Origin of the sequence: Plantibacter sp. ME-Dv--P-122b (assembly GCF_030209375.1) — a bacterium.
In the GTDB taxonomy this organism is placed as follows: Bacteria; Actinomycetota; Actinomycetes; order Actinomycetales; family Microbacteriaceae; genus Plantibacter.
In genome coordinates this window covers 162,548-179,886 of the sequence record NZ_JARVSC010000009.1, presented here as the reverse complement: position 1 = coordinate 179,886, position 17,339 = coordinate 162,548, and the positions used below count along the sequence as shown (strand labels likewise).

Below are 17,339 nucleotides of genomic sequence, written 5' to 3'. Positions count from 1 at the left end.
TTACTTCTCCTGGTCCCTGAGCTTGTCGAAGGGCCTGTCTGGTGCGAGGTGGATCACGTCGACAAGCTCGGTGACCGGTGGATGAGGGTGGTTCGTGCCACTCAGATGTCGAGGAAGCGGACGTCCTTCGCGTTCTTCTGGATGAAGGTCCGGCGGGACTCCACGTCTTCACCCATGAGCGTGGAGAAGATCTCATCGGCAGCCGCGGCGTCGTCGAGGGTGACCTGGAGGAGCGTCCGCGTCTGCGGGTCCATGGTGGTCTCCCACAGCTCCTTGTAGTTCATCTCGCCGAGACCCTTGTAGCGCTGGATCCCGTTCTCCTTCGGGATGCGCTTGCCCGAGGCGACACCGTCGGTGAGGAGGGCGTCGCGTTCGCGGTCGCTGTACACGTACTGGTGGTCGGCGTTCGACCACTTCAGGCGGTAGAGCGGCGGCTGTGCGAGGTACACGTAGCCGAGGTCGACGAGCGGACGCATGTACCGGAACAGGAGGGTCAGCAGCAGCGTCGTGATGTGCTGACCGTCGACGTCGGCATCGGCCATGAGCACGATCTTGTGGTACCGCACCTTGTCGGGGTTGAAGTCCTCACCGATGCCGGCGCCGAAGGCCGTGATCATGGCCTGGACCTCGTTGTTCGCGAGCGCGCGGTCGAGGCGTGCCTTCTCGACGTTGAGGATCTTGCCACGGAGCGGGAGGATCGCCTGGGTCTCCGGGTTGCGACCCTGCACGGCGGAGCCGCCTGCGGAGTCACCCTCGACGATGAAGATCTCGGACAGCGACGGGTCTTTCGACTGGCAGTCCTTGAGCTTGCCGGGCATGCCGCCACCCTCGAGGAGGCCCTTGCGGCGGGCCGTCTCGCGGGCCTTGCGGGCGGCGAGTCGAGCGGTCGCGGCCTGCAGCGCCTTCCGGATGATCTCCTTGGCCTGGTTGGGGTTGCGGTCGAACCAGTCGTTGAGCTGCTCGCTGACGACCTTCTGCACGAACGCCTTCGCCTCGGTGTTGCCGAGCTTGGTCTTCGTCTGGCCCTCGAACTGCGGCTCGGAGAGCTTGACGGAGATGACGGCGGTGAGGCCCTCGCGGACGTCGTCGCCGGAGAGGTTGTCGTCCTTCTCCTTGAGGATGCCCTTCTCACGTGCGTAGCGGTTCACGAGCGTGGTGAGCGCCGCACGGAACCCTTCTTCGTGGGTGCCGCCCTCGTGCGTGTTGATCGTGTTCGCGTAGGTGTGGACGCTCTCGTTGTATGCCGTCGTCCACTGCATCGCGACCTCGAGCGCGATCTTGCGCTCGGAGTTCTCCGACTCGAAGGAGATGATCTCGTCGTGGACGAGCTCGGCACGCTTGGCCTTGTTCAGGTACTCGACGTAGTCCTCGAGACCGCGCTCGTAGAAGAAGACGTCCTTGCGCTGCGAGTGGGCCGCCGAGTTGTCGTCGACGTCGTCGGCCTCGATGGCGTCGCGCAACGGACGCTCGTCGGCGAGCTCGATGCGGAGGCCCTTGTTGAGGAACGCCATCTGCTGGAAGCGGGTCCGCAGCGTCTCGTAGTCGAACTCCGTCGTCTCGAACGTCTCGGCGCTCGGCCAGAAGGTGATCGTGGTGCCCGTCTCGGAGGACGGCTCGTCCTCGTGGAGGGGGGCGTCGGGGACACCGTGCTGGAAGCTCTGGCGCCAGACCGAACCCTGACGACGGACCTCGACGGAGAGGCGCGTCGACAGTGCGTTGACGACGGACGAACCGACGCCGTGCAGACCACCGGAGACCGCGTACCCGCCGCCACCGAACTTGCCGCCGGCGTGCAGGATGGTGAGGACGACCTCGACGGTCGACTTCTTCTCCACCGGGTGGATGTCGACCGGGATGCCTCGACCGTTGTCGATGACGCGGACGCCGCCGTCCTCCAGGATGGTCACGAGGATCGTGTCGCAGTAGCCGGCGAGGGCCTCGTCCACGGAGTTGTCGACGATCTCGTAGACCAGGTGGTGCAGACCACGCGGACCGGTGGACCCGATGTACATACCGGGCCGCTTCCGGACGGCTTCGAGACCTTCGAGAACCTGGATGGCACTTGCGCCGTAATCAGAGTCTTGGGCGTGCGTGTTGGGTTCTGATGTCATAGGAAAAGAGGGCTCCAAACCGTCGAGATTCGACCGTTCCATCCTACCAAACAGACCCCGTGAAGCCGCGAGAAAACGCCCGTTTGAGGCACTTTTTCACGCCTGGAGGCCGTATTTGCCTCCCTAGCCGTAAGTATCGCGTGGACCACGCCCTGGGATCGACCTGGGGCCTCTTTTCCAGGAGGGTGCTCCGGGGCCCTGGAAACGGATCGTGTCGACACCGGCGTCGGGATAGCGTTCGGCGATCCGGACGAGGATCTCGTGGCGCATGTGTCGCAGCTGTGTCGCCCAGGCCGTCGACTGGCATTGGACGAGCAGCACACCGTCCGCGATCGACACCGGTTCGGAGTATCTGGCGGTGTCCTCGCCGCACAACTCCGCCCAGTTCCCGAGGACCTCGTGCTGGGCGAGTGGCGAGTTCCAACCGAGGCCGGCGGTCAGTGAATCGATGACCGTCCCGAGGCCCTTGGGGTCGCGACCGACACCGTACGGCACCGAATCCTGTGGCCCCTCGGCCGAACGCTCGCGGCGTTTGCGATCACGCGAGACCCGTTCGCCACCGAAGATCTCCTTGAACCGGAGGTACACCGTGGCGGAGAGTTCCCCCGCGGGGTCGGCATCCCGTCCGAGTCGACGCGGCTCAGTCATGCGTCGACTCCGCGGGGAGCGGCTCGCCCACGGCGGCGGCCACCTCGTCCGGACCGTCCACGATCCGACCGGCCTCGATGCGCACGACGTGCGCGGTGAAGCGTTCGGGGACGTCGTCGAACACCGCTGCGGTGATGATCACCTGGTCGTACTCCGCGACCGCGGCCGCGAGTCGTTCCCGGCGACGCGAATCCAGCTCGGCGAAGACGTCGTCGAGGATGAGCACCGGATCGCCGAGGGACGAGTCGGCGCGGAGGAGCTCGGCTGACGCGAGTTTGGCGGCCAGCGCGAACGACCACGATTCGCCGTGGCTCGCGTACCCCTTGACCGGGAGCCCGTTGAGACCGAAGAACACGTCGTCGCGGTGCGGTCCGACGAGCGTCAGGCCCCGCTCGAGCTCGGCCGACCGGCGCTGCGCGAGCGCCGCACGGAACCGGTCCGCGATGCGCGCCAGATCGACGGGCGCACCCGGCTCGACGCCCTCCGTCGGATCGGCGGCTGCCGACTCGTCCTCGGCATCGGTGCCGGCGATGCTGAGCACGGGCAGGAGGACCGGTCGGTGATCGTCTCCGGCCACGGCTTCGTACGCGGCACGCATTGGCCCACCGAGCATGGCCAGGAGCTGCAGACGTTCGGCGATGATCTCCGTCCCGTACTGCACGAGTCGGTCGTCCCAGAGGTCGAGCGTCGCCAGCGGACCGGACTTCAGCCCTCGGGCCCTCGCCGACTTGAGGAGCGAGTTGCGCTGCTTCAGGGAGCGGTCGTAGTCGGCCATCACGCCGGCCAGCCGGGGGATCCGCTGCACGAGGAGCTGGTCGATGAACCGCCGGCGCGCCGACGGGTCGCCGCGCACGATCAAGAGGTCTTCCGGGGCGAACAGCACGGTGGACACGTACCGCGGTAGTTCGCGCGGCTTGATCTGGGACCGGTTCACCTGCGCGCGGTTGGCCGAACCCCGGTTGAGCTGCACTTCGGCGAGCAGCTCACGACCGTCGTGCACGATGCGCGCCCTGATGATCGCCGCGTCGGCACCGTGTCGGATGAGCGCCTGTTCGGAGGAGACCCGATGGGACCCGAGGCTGCTGAGGTATCCGATCGCCTCGACGAGGTTGGTCTTGCCTTGGCCATTGCGACCTACGAACAGATTGGGTCCAGGTTCGAGCGCCACGTCGACCACCGCGTAGTTGCGGTAGTCGGTGAGATTCAAGTGCCGCACGATCACCACGTCACCCTACCGCCTCGCCCTGACGCCGAACGGGTCTGGGCGCCGTCGGACGTCCGAGCGTGCCCGTCACGCCGACGCAGGGTGAACGAAATCGACCCTCCAGCGGAGCGGAAGGCTCCGGGAGGGTCGATTTCGTTCGTCAGAAGACGTCGTGTCGTCAGTCGTCGGCCTTCTTGACCGCGTGACCGCCGAACTGGTTGCGGAGTGCGGCGACCGCCTTCATGGCCGGTGAGTCCTCCTGGCGCGACACGAAGCGGGCGAAGATCGATGCCGAGATGGTCGGGACGGGCACCGCGTTCGCGATGGCCTCCTCGATCGTCCAGCGGCCCTCACCCGAGTCCTCGACGTAGCCCTCGATCTGCTCGAAGTCCGGGTCCTCCTCGAGGGCGCGGACGAGGAGCTCGAGCAGCCAGGACCGCACGACGGTGCCGCGCTGCCAGGCCTTGAAGGTGCCGGGCACGTCCTTGATGATGTCCTCGCGCTTGTCGAGGAGCTCGAAGCCCTCGGCGTACGCCTGCATGAGCGCGTACTCGATGCCGTTGTGCACCATCTTCGCGTAGTGGCCGGCGCCGACCTCTCCGACGTGGACGAAGCCCTCATCGCGCGGGCCTTCCGGGCGCAGGGCGTCGAAGACGGGCATGACCCGCTCCACCTGCTCCTTGGAACCGCCGACCATGAGGCCGTAGCCGTTGTCGACACCCCAGACACCGCCGGAGACGCCGGCATCGATGTAGTCGATGCCCTTCGCCGACAGCAGTTCAGCGTGTTTGAAGTCGTCCGTGAAGCGGCTGTTGCCGCCGTCGATGATCAGGTCGCCGGCCTCGAGCAGGCCGTTCAGCTCCTCGACGACGGAGTCGGTGATGGCCCCGGCGGGGACCATGACCCAGACCGTGCGAGGTGCCGGGAGCGCAGCGACGAGGTCGCTGATCGTCGCGACGTCGGTGACATCGGGGTTCCGGTCGAAACCGGTGACCTCGATGCCGTTCGCACGCAGACGCGTGCGCATGTTGTTGCCCATCTTGCCGAGACCGACGAGACCGATGTGCATGGTGGATCCTTTGCGTGTCAGCGCAGCAGCAGGTTCGGCTGCAGCAGGTACTTGTAGCTGTCGGCACCCGGCTGATCCTTGGAGGATTGGCTCGTGATGAGCATGGGTCCCGGCTTGTTCGTGTTCTCCGTCTTCGTGAACGAGAACCGCACGTACTCGCTCCGGACCGCGGTCAGACCGTCGATCAGGAACTGCGGCTTGAGGGAGAGCACGATGTCGTCGCCGGTGAGGAGGGCGTCGATGCCCTCGGATGCCTGCGCCTGCTCGGATCCGACGGCCTCGAGCGTGAGGCCGTCGATGGTGAAGGTGAAGCGGAGGGCCGCTTCGCGCTCGAGGACGAGCGACATACGCCTGGTCGCCTCGATGAGTTCCGCGGTGTTGATGATCGCGTAGTTGTCGGTCGTCTCGGGGAAGAGCCGCTTGACCGGCGGGAAGTTGCCCTTGATCAGCAACGAGGTGACCGTCTTGCGGTCAGCCCGGAACGCGATGAGCTCGCGATCGTCGCGATTCGTGATCGCGACGTTGATGTTGCCGCTGTGGCCGAAGGTCTTGCCGACCTCCTGCAGGGTGCGAGCCGGCACGAGAGCCGTGATCGTCTCGCTGGAACCGTCGCCCTGGCCCGAATCCCAGTCGATCTCGCGGACCGCGACCCGGTAGCGGTCGGTCGCGACGAGGCTGAGGCTCGTCTTGGAGACCTCGAGCTGCACGCCGGTGATGACCGGGGTCACGTCGTCGCGGCTGGCGGCGACGGCGACCTGGCTCACTGCGGTGGCGAACTCGTCGGCGGGGACGAGGCCGAAGTCGGCGTCGACCTGCGGGATCGTCGGGTACTCCTCGACGGGCATCGATCCGAGGGTGAAGCGGGCCGAACCACAGGTGACCTCGATGCGGTTCTCGACCTTGCTGAACCGGACGGGCGCGTTCGGGAGTCGGCTGGCGATCTCCGAGAGGAGCCGACCGTTGACGAGTGCCGTACCGGCCTCCTCGACCTCGGCCGCGATGCCGGTCTGGCTGGAGACCTCGTAGTCGAAGGAGGACAGGATGAGACCGTCGTCACCGGCTTCGATGAGGATGCCGTTCAGGATCGGCAGCGTCGGGCGCTGCGGGAGCAGCTTCACTGCGAACGAGACGGCTTCGCTGAATACATCCCGGTTGACGCTGAATCGCACGACAAGTCCCCTGTCTCTGGCTCTCGATGACGTCACCAATGCTAGTGGGTCCGCTTCCGGGGTCGAGTGGGACGGGGTGCTGTGGAGAAGCGAGCCTGGGGAAAGGTTGTTTGGCGGAGAGATCATTGAATTAACGGTTAACAGTCTTAACCGGTGTGGAAACTGTGGATAAGTCCGCCGAACCCGCTCGAACACAGGGAACTACATGTGTGTAACTTGGTGGTGGCCTGTGGAGAGAACGACACGAGGGTGTGGGACGCGGAGGCCGGTGAACGATGTTCACTCACAAGCCTGCCCGGAGCTTCCACATCCCTCCACAGGTTATCCACAGGGCTGCGAGGTCGGAATGTGGAGAGATCGGTCGCGGATCATGTCGTGGAATGTGCGCTCGTCGTCGCCTGATGAACGAAATCGGCCCCTCGAGCGCACCGAGTGCGTCGAGGGGCCGGAAACGTTCACCAGGACGCCTCAGGCGCCGTAGCGGTTCCCCGGTCCCCGAGCCTGTCGAGGGGCGGCACTTCGACAGGCTCAGTGACCGGACAGGGGTCAGGCGCCGTAGCGCAGGTTCTGCTTGATGCGGCTCGTGAGCTCGGTCACCTGGTTGTAGATCGAACGCTTCTCCTGCATGAGGTCGGTGATCTTCCGGTTGGCGTACATGACCGTCGTGTGGTCCCGGTTGCCGAACAGCTGACCGATCTTCGGGAGCGAGAGGTTCGTGAGCTCGCGACAGAGGTACATCGCGATCTGACGCGCCGTCGCCACCGCCTGCGACCGACTCGAGCCGTACAGGTCGTCGACCGAGAGCTTGAAGTAGTCGGCTGTCGTGTTGATGATGTCGATCGGCGAGATGACGTTGTCGTCGTCGAGGCTGATGACGTCCTTCAGCACCGTCTGGGCCAGCGTCATGTCGACGGCCGTCCGGTTCAGGCTCGCGAACGCGACGACCCGGATGAGCGTGCCCTCCAGCTCACGGATGTTGCTCGACACCTTGGTGGCGATGAACTCGAGGACCTCGTCCGGGATGTGCAGCTTCTCGTTCTGCGCCTTCTTGCGCAGGATCGCGATGCGCGTCTCGAGGTCGGGGGCCTGGACGTCGGTGATGAGCCCCCACTCGAAGCGTGAACGCATCCGCTCCTCGAAGCCGGTGAGTGCTTTCGGCGGCAGGTCGCTGGTGATGACCACCTGCTTGTTGTGATCGTGCAGGGTGTTGAAGGTGTGGAAGAACGCCTCCTGCGTCTCCGCCTTGCCCTGGAGGAACTGGATGTCGTCGATCAGCAGGATGTCGATGTCGCGGTACCGCGACTGGAAGAACGATCCACGGTTGTTGGCGATCGAGTTGATGAAGTCGTTCGTGAACTCCTCGCTGGACACGTACCGGACGCGGATCCCCGCGTAGAGGTTCATCGCGTAGTGGCCGATGGCGTGGAGGAGGTGGGTCTTGCCGAGCCCGGAGTCGCCGTACACGAACAACGGGTTGTAGGCCTTGGCCGGCGCTTCAGCCACGGCCACCGCGGCCGCGTGCGCGAACCGGTTGGACTGGCCGATGACGAAGTTGTCGAAGCTGTACTTCGGGTTGAGTCGGGTGTCGTTCTCGCGAGCCGGCAGCGTGGGCGTCGGGGTCAGCTGCGGCTGCGGCGACTCGAGCGGTGCCGGGTCGATGTGCTGGAAGCCGGTCTGCTCGTATCGTTCCTCGACGATGTCGGGGTTGACGACGATCGCGTAGTTGCCGACGGGACCACCATCGACGATGGACGCGAGTGCGGCGAGGATCGGTGCCCGCATGCGCTGGTTGAGCATGCCCATCGTGAACTCGTTGGGCACCTCCAGGTAGAAGGTGCCGCCCATGATGCCCTTGGGGACGATGAGGTTGAGGAACCCGCGGAGTGGCGGGGTGATGCGGTCGTCGACGGAGAGGATCTCGAGCACCGATTGCCAGGTCTCAGCGATCGCATCGTCGGCGTCCGACATAGTTCTCCCCACACATACTCACAGGTTCATCCACAGGCTCTCCCCTGAGTATTCGGGGCTGAGCGCGGTGCTATCCACACGCTGTGCATAACCCGAGGGCTTACGCTAACAACACGTCGCCCCAGTCCCAAATCACTGTACGGCCGCCCTGCGTGTCACTGCTACAATTTCTGAGAATCCTGTGGATAATCATTCGTTTGGGCGCCGCTGGTTTGACCTTCGCGCGAGTAGACCGTAGGTTTAATCAGTTGACTTCTGCCCACGGGCACCCTTCCGTACCCTGCTGCCACCTGTGCAGTGGTGGGTCATGATCCGGAGATCGTAATTATGAGCAAGAGAACCTTCCAGCCGAACAACCGTCGTCGCGCCAAGAAGCACGGCTTCCGTCTGCGCATGCGCACGCGTGCCGGCCGCGGCATCCTGTCGGCTCGTCGCGCCAAGGGCCGCACCGAACTCTCCGCGTAGAGCCGTCGTGCTCGAGCGTGCGAGCCGGATCACGTCCGGCGACGACTACCGAGGGGTGGTTCGTCGCGGGTCCCGGTTCGTCGGCGAGCACACGGTCACGTACGTACGCATGAACCCGAAGGGCGGACAGCCGCGCTTCGGGTTCATCGTTGCGAAAACGGTCGGAAACGCAGTGACCCGCAATCTCGTCAGACGCCGCCTGAAGGCCATCTGCCACGACAGCGTCGTTCACGCTGCCCGCGGGGCTGACGTGGTCATCCGTGCGATGCCGTCTGCAGCGACGGCTCCGTTCGCCTCGCTCCATGCCGAGGTCGATCGCGCCTTCGCCAAACGCGGCGTCATCGCCCCGGCTTCGGACGCGCACCGATGAACGGCGTCCTCGCTGCCACCTGCCTCGCGCCCCGCAATGCTGCGGTGTTGGCGCTTCGCGGGTACCGCGCCGCGATCTCGCCGCTCTACGGGGACGTCTGCCGGTATTACCCCAGCTGTTCCGCGTACGCTCTGGGAGCGGTGCAGCAACACGGTGTCGTTGTCGGTTCGGCGATGGCAGCGGCCCGCATCGCGAGATGCCACCCCTGGGCAGCACCTCGTTTCGACGAGGTACCACCCAAGAAGAACTTCCGGTACAGCGTCACTTCTCACGGATTTGTCGTGCAACCGAGCCACGGAAAGGGCTGACCCGCACCTATGGACATCATCGGCACAATTCTCTGGCCGCTCAAGTGGGCGGTCGAGCTGCTCCTCGTGGGCTGGCACCTGCTGTGGACGGCCATCGGACTCGACCCTGCGGCCGGTCTCACCTGGGTCCTCTCGATCGTCGGGCTCGTCCTCGTCGTCCGTGCGGCGCTCATCCCCCTGTTCATCAAGCAGATCAAGAGCCAGCGCAAGATGCTCGAGATCGCGCCGCAGATGAAGAAGGTGCAGGAGAAGTACAAGGGCAAGCGCGACCAGGCCAGTCGCGAGGCGATGTCCCGCGAGACGATGGAGCTGTACAAGAAGCACGGCACCTCCCCCGTCAGCGGATGTCTGCCGCTGCTCGTCCAGATGCCGATCTTCTTCGCCCTGTTCTCCGTGCTCAACGACGCCCAGAAGAGCAAGGCCGGCGTCGGCCCCCTGAACGAGACCCTCGCGGTGCAGTTCGGCGACGCGAACCTGTTCGGGATCGCACCGTTGCACACGAGCATGCAGGCGGCACTCGCCGGCAACCCGGTGAATTGGGCGGTCGTCATCATCGCCGCCGTCATGGTCATCCTCATGTGCGCGTCGCAGTTCATCACGCAGCTGCAGATCGTGTCGAAGAACATGTCGGCCGAGACGAAGGCCAGCCCGCAGTTCAAGCAGCAGCGGATCCTCCTCTACATCCTGCCGTTCGTGTTCCTCTTCTCCGGCTTCGCCTTCCCGCTCGGCGTCATGTTCTACTGGCTGACGTCCAACGCGTGGACGATGGTGCAGCAGTTCCTCGTCATCCGGAACATGCCGACGCCCGGTTCCGACGCAGCGAAGGCTCGTGAAGAGCGTCTCGCGCGGAAGGGCAAGCTCATGACGCCGAACGGCGACGTCATCTCGATCTCCGAGGCGCCGGTACCCGAGAAGAAGACCCCGACGCAGCGCCAGCAGCCCATGGGCAAGGCGCGCGCGAAGAAGCAGCAGACCGACGGACGAGACAAGTAGGAGTATCGGTGACTGACCAGGAACTGGCCCCGGCCCAGGACGAAGCACCCACCATCACGCAGCTCGAAGAAGAGGGCGACGTCGCAGCGGACTACATCGAGGAGTTCCTCGACATCTGCGATATCGATGGCGATATCGACATCGATGCCCGCAATGGTCGTGCTTATGTGTCGATCGACTCCCCCACGGAGAGCAACCTGCGTCTCCTGTCACGTCCTGACACCGTCAACGCGCTGCAGGAGCTGACCCGCCTGGCTGTTCAGAACCGGACCGGTGGCTTCTCCCGCCTCATCCTCGACATCGGCGGATCACGCGAAGCCCGTCAGCAGGAGCTCGGGGCCCTCGTGGAGCGAGCGGTCGAGCGCATCGAGGCCGGTTCCACCGAGGCGGCACTCCCCCCGATGTCGAGCTACGAGCGCAAGCTCGTCCACGACATCGTGTCGGCTCGCGGCTTCGTGTCCGAGTCGCACGGTGAAGGCCGCGACCGTCACACCGTCATCACCCGCGGCTGACGCGGCCTGATCGTTTCACGTGAAACTGCGATGACTGACGTGCCTGCAGGACTCGAGCCGGAACCGGCGGAAGCAGCCGAGCTGTTCGGCGACCGCATCGATGTCGGTCGTGCTTTCGCCGCGAACCTGGCTGAGTTCGGCGAACCTCTCGGGCTGATCGGGCCTCTCGAGCTTCCGCGTCTCTGGACACGACACATCCTCAACAGCGTGATCGTGGCTCCACTCCTTCGTCCCGGACGTGTCGGGGACGTCGGCACTGGTGCGGGGCTGCCTGGACTGGTCCTTGCGATCGCCCGGCCGGACGTCGAGTTCGTGCTCATCGAACCGATGGAGCGTCGGGTCGCCTGGCTCAACGACCAGGTCGGTGTCCTCGGTCTTGAGAACGTCAACGTCGTGCGAGCTCGTGCTGAAGAGGTTCGCCTCGATGAGCCCCTCGACCAGGTGACCGCGCGAGCCGTCAGCGCGCTCCGCAAGTTGCTCCCCCTCACCGCTCCCCTGCTTCAGGACGGCGGAGAGCTGGTTCTGATGAAGGGCGCCGGCGCGCAGGCGGAGGTCGACGCGTCGACCAAGGAGCTTCGCAAGTACCGGGTCTCCGGCGTCGAGGTTCGAACGCTCGGCGAGGGCGTGCTCGCGGAGCCGACCCGAGTCATCGTGGGTACCGTCCGCGGCTGAAGTCCGTCGGGAGCTCTCGGAGTAGCCGCGTGCGCACCTCGGCCGATATTTGGCGGTTTGCGAGCTCGCGGGAGAATGGCTCCTGACGAACCGGTCGGGAACATGCGGCCAGTTCAGAGGTCCTGAGTTCGTCAGGAACGATTCTCCGCTCCATTCGGACACGAATTTGGGGCGCTGGGCGGGCCGGATTCAGGTGTTTTCTGACGTTTGCCAGCAGTGTTGCTCCTGGTATCTCATATATGTTCTTGACTTGGTCTATAGCTGCAGTCTCGTGACGCGGCGCCGGCACCGCCATCGACGGGCGGCGATGCTCCGCGCTCCGGTGGTCGGCGCACCCAGACGTCGATGCTATGCGCGGTCGCCGGCCAGCTAGCTGCCCCTTCGGAGATGACGGACGAGTGCGGGTGGCAACGGTGGACCTCTCAGATTGGTGATCCGGTCGGGCTCGTCAGGGATCTGAGGCCTTCGTTCGAATCCCGGGTAAGTCCCAAGGCGGTCCTTGGTTGCAAGATGCGTCGCCCCGTCCCAAAGGTTCAACTGACTCGCGGTGGTGCATCACGTGGCGGACCGCGTTGGGCACCCGCTGCGAGATGCGCACTCCGCCAGTTCCTTTATGTGCCTGCAGGCCGACTGGCGCGCGACCGTCGGCAGGTTCATGTCCACCGGCGGGTCGGTGTTGGCTGAGGTGGTGGGTGAGCTGCCGGCCGAAGAAGGAGAGGATGGGCGGCCCGCCGCTATCGCGTGCGTCGAAGGCGCTCCCCTCTTGGAGATTCCGGCTCCGTGCGGTGCGGTCACATTGGAGCACCCTGCTGCTCCTAGCGCCCTCCCCGACGGGGCAGCGTCGTGCGGTGCACGGCGGCCATTCGGCGTAACGATGTGTCGAAGTGCGTCGGCACTGCGGAGGTCGTGCTCGTGACTCCTGTCAGCTTGGAAGGAGCAGGCATACTCCCTATTGACGATGCATGATTCTGCGCCCAGATAGGCACTGCGGAAGGCGCTTGTTGCCTGAAGTGTGAGATCGAGCGACGTTTCACGTGAAACGTGGGAGGATGCCACCTGCTTGAGTTGTTCGTTCTCAGAGGTGGTTCTTGTCGCCCTGGATTCGTGTGACCCAGTTCGTTCAGTGAATGCCCGCCCGAGTGAGGTCGGTGTAGCTGGACCGACACGGTTTCGAAGTTTCACGTGGAACATGGGTGTCGGTCCGCTCCGGCATGACTGCAACGCGGTGGCGGAGACAGGTGAGCTTCAACGAGCACAGTGCGCGGTCGCAGGCTGGCTTGAGATCACATCCATCGGTCGTGTTGGTCCTGTCGAGAGTGTTTCACGTGAAACCGCGGCCGGTACGTCGGTCCGAGCGTGGGATCGGGCCGACTGTGTGATGCTTCGTCGCTACCGCTCCCCCGGTTTCGGGTCACACCGGTGAGGCGGATAGCAGGCCGTGACTAGAGGCTGGAAGGCCGCAGATCGATGCGAGCTGTTCGACGCTTCGGCATGGGCGAAATCGAGGTTTCACGTGAAACGCTGGCGCGAACTTGTGCCAGTCGTACACCTCTTCATCGTCCGAGCGTGTCGAGATGGCGCCTGTGGATAACTCTGTGGACAGTTCTCGCGCTTAACCGGAGGAACTGGTGATCCTCCGTGAAGAAGCGGGCCCCAATCGGCGTATCACCGCACTGTGGGCAACCCGCACCGGGGCAAGAGCCTGGACCTACCGGACCCGGAGTGGGGCCTTCTGGTGCAAACTTCCGCGGAAAGACGCGGATCTCTGCTTGATCACAGAGGGTTCTCATCCATCATTGTCAACACACGTCCGTCGGCCTCGTCTCGTATTGATCTGACCAGCTTCGACCTGCACACCCGAGGCGCACGCGGTTACGCGGCGTCGGGCATCCCGGAGCCCTGTGGATAACCCTGTGGAAGAAGGAGGGCGCGGGTTCCTTTCTGAGCATCATGCGGGGCGATCGACGAGATGCGGGTGTCGCGAAACGGCGCTCAAGGGACGCGACGCGTCCGCACTCCCCCGATCACTGTCGGAGATCGCTCCCCTGGCGTCAGCCCACGCTGGTACGGTTGATGTACACGTTTCGAGCAAGAAGGTTTCACGTGAAACAACCCGAACCAACGCATTCCGCGGCTCCCGAGCGCGACTCCGTTGGTAGCGCCTTCGACGCGTCCACGCCGTTGGCTCGCGAGCTCCACCATTTGACTGAGAGGCGTAAAGCCTTGGCTCACGCAACCCTGCCGACGCCCGACCACACTCGGGTCTTCACGGTCTCCAACCAGAAGGGTGGAGTCGGCAAGACGACCACCACCGTCAACATCGGCGCCGCGCTCGCTCGTTCGGGCGCGCGTGTCCTGGTAATCGATCTGGACCCTCAGGGGAACGCGTCCACCGCACTTGGCGTCGAACACCATTCCGACGTCCCGAGCGTCTACGACGTCCTGATCGACGACTTCCCCCTGGCCGATGTCGTCCAGCAGAGCCCTGAGTTCCCCACGCTGTTCTGCGCGCCCTCGACGATTCATCTCGCCGGTGCGGAGATCGAACTCGTATCGCAGGTTGCCCGTGAGCACCGACTCCGCACGGCGCTCGAGCAGTTCATCCAGGACGCCGAGGAGCCGTTCCACTACGTCCTGATCGATTGCCCACCGTCGCTCGGGCTCCTGACGATCAATGCTTTCGTTGCGGCCAAAGAGGTGCTCATCCCCATCCAGTGCGAGTACTACGCGCTCGAGGGCTTGAGTCAGCTCCTCAGTAGCATCCAGCTGATCCAACGGCACCTGAACCCCGGGCTCGCCGTCAGCACCATTCTCTTGACGATGTACGACGGCCGCACCAACCTTGCACAGCAGGTGGCCCAGGACGTCCGGGACCACTTCACGGGACAGGTCCTCGAATCCGTCATCCCACGAGCGGTGCGCATCTCCGAGGCGCCCAGCTTCGGGCAGAGCGTCATCAGCTACGACCCCACGTCGCTCGGCGCGGTGTCCTATCTCGAAGCAGCGGCGGAGATCGCCAACCGATGGGCCGCAGGCTCCTCCGATACACCCGATACGAACCACCCTGAGGGAGTCAGTCACTGATGGCAACGAAACGAACTGGACTCGGTCGCGGGATCGGTGCACTCATTCCGACGACGAGTTCAGACTCGCAGGCGAACCGTCCCGTCGACGTCTTCTTCCCCGACAACCAGGGCACTGCCCGCAAGGCGGCGAAAGACGCTGCGACCGCCGCCGCGGACGCGGCCGCAGCAGAGGCGGCGGCGGTCGACGCCCCCACCGGACCGGACGCTCCTGTCACCGCAGCCGATGGACCGCAGCTCGTGGCCGTTCCCGGTGCCCGTCTGGCGTACCTCTCCCCCGAACTGATCGTGCCGAACGCCAACCAGCCGCGCACGGTGTTCGATGAGGACCACCTCGCTGAACTCGTCACGAGCATCCGCGAGGTCGGCGTACTGCAGCCGATCGTGGTTCGGCCGATTCCCGGCGACGACGAACGATACGAGCTCATCATGGGTGAGCGGCGTCTTCGTGCCTCGAAGGAGGTGGGTCTCGACCGTATCCCCGCGATCATCAAGGACACCGCCGACGAGGACATGCTGCGCGATGCGCTGCTCGAGAACCTGCACCGCTCGGAACTGAACCCGCTCGAGGAGGCTTCTGCCTACCAGCAGCTCCTGGCAGACTTCGGCATCACCCAGGACGAGCTCGCCAACCGCATCGGGCGGTCACGTCCCCAGATCAGCAACACCATCCGCCTGCTCAAGCTGCCGGCGGCCGTGCAGCAGCGTGTCGCCGCCGGCGTGCTGAGCGCCGGACACGCGCGTGCCATCCTGTCGCTGACCGATCCTGAGGCACAGCAGCGTTTGGCCGACAAGATCGTGAACGAGGACCTGTCCGTGCGCGCGGCCGAGGCCGCGGCGGCGCAGGGTGTCCAGGCGAAGAAGCCGCGGCCGGTGGCCGGATCGCGACGCGGGCAACTCGATGAGATCGCAGACCGTCTCGGCGACCGTCTGAACACCCGCGTGAAGGTGACGCTCGGTGCGAAGAAGGGCCAAATGGTCGTGGAGTTCGCGACCATCGCCGACCTCAACCGCATTCTGAGCGAGCTTGGCGAGTCGGGATTCGGTCAGACCTCCTGACCCTGTTTCACGTGAAACATGGGCGTACCCGCCCAGAGGATCCTCCGCCCTTCGACCAGCTCAGGGACCAAGGCGGTGGGATCCTTGGATCGGCGGACGTTCGCCCCATCTCGGTCACTGAGCTTGTCGAAGTGCCACGCGCGCGATTTGTGACTGACAATCCCTGATCAGAATCATCATCAAGGATGTTTCACGTGGAACGCCTAGACCACGAAGAACCGCCCGGCTCTGATGAGCCGGGCGGTTCGTTGGTTCAGAAAAACCTGATCAGGCAAGGAAAGCTGCGAGATCCTTCTCGAGTGCTGCCTTCGGCTTGGCGCCGATGACGGTCTGCACGACCTCGCCGCCCTTGAAGACCTTCATCGCGGGGATGGAGGTGATCTGGTACTTCATGGCCAGGTTCGGGTTCTCGTCGACGTTCAGCTTGAGGACGGTGATCTTGTCGCTGTTCTCAGAGCCGATCGTGTCGAGGATCGGGCCGACCGCGCGACACGGACCGCACCAGGCGGCCCAGAAGTCGACGAGGACGGGCTTGTCGCTGTTGATGACCAGTTCGTCGAACGTGGCCTCGGTGACTGCATCTGACATGAGTGTTCTCCTTCGTGGTGGCCAGGCCGACAGCCTGGCCGTCGATCAAACGGTGGTGGTGAGCACGGGGTCGGCCGGCTGCGGACGACCGGCCGTCTGTGCTTCGCCGATGGCCGACGCTTCCCCGGCAGCCTGCTCGAGGTCTGCGAGGTAGTGCTCCGCGTCGAGGGCGGCGATGGTGCCGCTGCCGGCCGCGGTGATGGCCTGTCGGTACGTGGGGTCGATGACGTCGCCCGCGGCGAAGACGCCGGGGAGGTTGGTCTTCGACGAGCGGCCCTTGACGGCGATCGTGCCCTCGGGCGCGAGCTCCAGCTGGCCGTGGATGAGGTGCGTCCGCGGGTCGTTGCCGATCGCGATGAACAGGCCACCGAGCGGCAGATGGGTCTCCGTGCCGTCGGTGGTCGAGCGCAGCGTCACGCCGTCGACCGCGTCGGCACCGGTGATGCCGGCGACTTCGCTGTTCCAGATGAACTCGATCTTCTCATTCGCGAACGCGCGGTCCTGCATGATCTTCGACGCGCGGAGGGTGTCCTTGCGGTGGATGACGTAGACCTTCGACGCGAACCGCGTGAGGAAGGTGGCCTCTTCCATGGCGCTGTCGCCGCCGCCGATGACCGCGATCGTCTTCTCCTTGAAGAAGAAGCCGTCGCAGGTGGCGCACCAGGACACACCGTGGCCGGAGAGTCGCTCTTCGTCGTGCAGACCGAGCTTGCGGTAGGCGGAGCCGGTGGCGAAGATCACGGTGTGTGCCTCGTGCACCTGTCCGTTGCCGAGCGTGACCGTCTTGACGTCGCCGTCGAGCTTGAGCTCGGTGACGTCGTCGTAGAGGACCTCGGTGCCGAACCGCTCGGCCTGTTCCTGGAGCTTCATCATGAGCTCGGGGCCCTGGATGCCCTCGGGGAAGCCGGGGAAGTTCTCGATCTCGGTGGTGTTCATGAGCTCGCCGCCGGCCTCGACCGATGACGCGACGAGCAGCGGCTGCAGCGAGGCACGGGCAGCGTAGATCGCCGCGGTGTAGCCGGCGGGTCCTGATCCGATGATGATGACCTGACGCACGATGCTCCTCAGTGGTTCGTGGGCTCCCGGACCAGGTGGGTTCCGGGGTTCCGAGTGGTGTAAC

The 17,339-nt window shown here is 65.0% G+C and carries 16 protein-coding genes; 8 read left to right on the top strand and 8 right to left on the bottom strand.

Features of this window, described 5'->3' with window-relative positions; genetic code table 11:
• Positions 1–101: 101 nt before the first annotated feature.
• From gyrB to dnaA, 6 genes are all read right to left on the bottom strand, one after another.
• Positions 102–2,111, bottom strand: coding sequence for a DNA topoisomerase (ATP-hydrolyzing) subunit B (gene gyrB, locus QRN19_RS15785; RefSeq protein ID WP_285028143.1), 2,010 nt, complete (start codon positions 2,109–2,111; stop codon positions 102–104).
• Positions 2,112–2,234: 123 nt separating this feature from the next.
• Positions 2,235–2,759, bottom strand: a complete 525-nt coding sequence (locus tag QRN19_RS15780) for a DciA family protein (RefSeq protein ID WP_064294035.1) — start codon at positions 2,757–2,759, stop codon at positions 2,235–2,237.
• Positions 2,752–3,981: a DNA replication/repair protein RecF gene (gene recF / locus QRN19_RS15775; protein ID WP_285028141.1), complete on the bottom strand. Its 1,230-nt coding sequence runs from the start codon at positions 3,979–3,981 to the stop codon at positions 2,752–2,754. Before recF ends, QRN19_RS15780 begins: the two co-directional genes overlap by 8 nt.
• 160 nt (positions 3,982–4,141) lie before the next feature.
• Entirely contained in the window at positions 4,142–5,032 is an 891-nt protein-coding gene (gene gnd, locus QRN19_RS15770; RefSeq protein ID WP_064294036.1) for a phosphogluconate dehydrogenase (NAD(+)-dependent, decarboxylating), read from the bottom strand.
• 17 nt (positions 5,033–5,049) lie between these two features.
• A complete protein-coding gene (dnaN, locus tag QRN19_RS15765; protein ID WP_064294037.1) occupies positions 5,050–6,201 on the bottom strand; it encodes a DNA polymerase III subunit beta in 1,152 nt (383 codons plus the stop codon).
• A gap of 546 nt (positions 6,202–6,747) precedes the next feature.
• A complete protein-coding gene (gene dnaA, locus QRN19_RS15760; RefSeq protein ID WP_064294038.1) occupies positions 6,748–8,169 on the bottom strand; it encodes a chromosomal replication initiator protein DnaA in 1,422 nt (473 codons plus the stop codon).
• A 327-nt stretch (positions 8,170–8,496) separates the two neighbouring features.
• Here dnaA and rpmH point away from each other — a divergent pair, with 327 nt between their 5' ends.
• The 8 genes from rpmH (at position 8,497) to QRN19_RS15720 (ending at position 15,631) form a co-directional block, all read left to right on the top strand.
• Positions 8,497–8,634, top strand: coding sequence for a 50S ribosomal protein L34 (gene rpmH / locus QRN19_RS15755; RefSeq protein ID WP_056010217.1), 138 nt, complete (start codon positions 8,497–8,499; stop codon positions 8,632–8,634).
• Positions 8,573–9,004, top strand: a complete 432-nt coding sequence (gene rnpA, locus QRN19_RS15750) for a ribonuclease P protein component (protein ID WP_350224040.1) — start codon at positions 8,573–8,575, stop codon at positions 9,002–9,004. The genes rpmH and rnpA overlap by 62 nt, the downstream gene beginning before the upstream one ends.
• On the top strand, positions 9,001–9,312 hold the full coding sequence (yidD, locus tag QRN19_RS15745; RefSeq protein WP_079003764.1) for a membrane protein insertion efficiency factor YidD: 312 nt from the start codon (positions 9,001–9,003) through the stop codon (positions 9,310–9,312). Before rnpA ends, yidD begins: the two co-directional genes overlap by 4 nt.
• Before the next feature lie 9 nt (positions 9,313–9,321).
• Positions 9,322–10,305 carry a membrane protein insertase YidC gene (gene yidC / locus QRN19_RS15740; RefSeq protein ID WP_064294040.1) on the top strand — a complete coding sequence of 328 codons (984 nt, stop codon included), beginning with the start codon at positions 9,322–9,324 and terminating at the stop codon, positions 10,303–10,305.
• A gap of 8 nt (positions 10,306–10,313) precedes the next feature.
• Positions 10,314–10,817 (top strand): Jag family protein, encoded by a 504-nt coding sequence (locus QRN19_RS15735; protein WP_064294041.1) that lies wholly within the window; start codon positions 10,314–10,316, stop codon positions 10,815–10,817.
• A 30-nt stretch (positions 10,818–10,847) separates the two neighbouring features.
• Complete coding sequence (gene rsmG, locus QRN19_RS15730; protein ID WP_285028135.1) at positions 10,848–11,489, top strand: 16S rRNA (guanine(527)-N(7))-methyltransferase RsmG; 642 nt, start codon at positions 10,848–10,850, stop codon at positions 11,487–11,489.
• A 2,073-nt stretch (positions 11,490–13,562) separates the two neighbouring features.
• Positions 13,563–14,573: a ParA family protein gene (locus QRN19_RS15725; RefSeq protein ID WP_285028133.1), complete on the top strand. Its 1,011-nt coding sequence runs from the start codon at positions 13,563–13,565 to the stop codon at positions 14,571–14,573.
• The gene (locus tag QRN19_RS15720; RefSeq protein ID WP_285028132.1) at positions 14,573–15,631 is read left to right on the top strand and encodes a ParB/RepB/Spo0J family partition protein; all 1,059 of its coding nucleotides are present in this window, start codon (positions 14,573–14,575) and stop codon (positions 15,629–15,631) included. Before QRN19_RS15725 ends, QRN19_RS15720 begins: the two co-directional genes overlap by 1 nt.
• Before the next feature lie 267 nt (positions 15,632–15,898).
• Here QRN19_RS15720 and trxA read toward each other — a convergent pair whose 3' ends face one another.
• Complete coding sequence (gene trxA, locus QRN19_RS15715; RefSeq protein ID WP_064294045.1) at positions 15,899–16,219, bottom strand: thioredoxin; 321 nt, start codon at positions 16,217–16,219, stop codon at positions 15,899–15,901.
• A 45-nt stretch (positions 16,220–16,264) separates the two neighbouring features.
• Positions 16,265–17,275, bottom strand: coding sequence for a thioredoxin-disulfide reductase (trxB, locus tag QRN19_RS15710; protein WP_086472471.1), 1,011 nt, complete (start codon positions 17,273–17,275; stop codon positions 16,265–16,267).
• Positions 17,276–17,339: the final 64 nt, after the last annotated feature.

What these genes read in the sequence shown, in the direction of transcription:
- gyrB (WP_285028143.1), bottom strand. Translation starts at nt 2,111, where the DNA reads ATGACATCAGAACCCAACACGCACGCCCAAGACTCTGATTACGGCGCA.
- QRN19_RS15780 (WP_064294035.1), bottom strand. Translation starts at nt 2,759, where the DNA reads ATGACTGAGCCGCGTCGACTCGGACGGGATGCCGACCCCGCGGGGGAA.
- gnd (WP_064294036.1), bottom strand. Translation starts at nt 5,032, where the DNA reads ATGCACATCGGTCTCGTCGGTCTCGGCAAGATGGGCAACAACATGCGC.
- dnaA (WP_064294038.1), bottom strand. Translation starts at nt 8,169, where the DNA reads ATGTCGGACGCCGACGATGCGATCGCTGAGACCTGGCAATCGGTGCTC.
- rpmH (WP_056010217.1), top strand. Translation starts at nt 8,497, where the DNA reads ATGAGCAAGAGAACCTTCCAGCCGAACAACCGTCGTCGCGCCAAGAAG.
- yidD (WP_079003764.1), top strand. Translation starts at nt 9,001, where the DNA reads ATGAACGGCGTCCTCGCTGCCACCTGCCTCGCGCCCCGCAATGCTGCG.
- yidC (WP_064294040.1), top strand. Translation starts at nt 9,322, where the DNA reads ATGGACATCATCGGCACAATTCTCTGGCCGCTCAAGTGGGCGGTCGAG.
- rsmG (WP_285028135.1), top strand. Translation starts at nt 10,848, where the DNA reads ATGACTGACGTGCCTGCAGGACTCGAGCCGGAACCGGCGGAAGCAGCC.
- QRN19_RS15725 (WP_285028133.1), top strand. Translation starts at nt 13,563, where the DNA reads ATGTACACGTTTCGAGCAAGAAGGTTTCACGTGAAACAACCCGAACCA.
- QRN19_RS15720 (WP_285028132.1), top strand. Translation starts at nt 14,573, where the DNA reads ATGGCAACGAAACGAACTGGACTCGGTCGCGGGATCGGTGCACTCATT.
- trxA (WP_064294045.1), bottom strand. Translation starts at nt 16,219, where the DNA reads ATGTCAGATGCAGTCACCGAGGCCACGTTCGACGAACTGGTCATCAAC.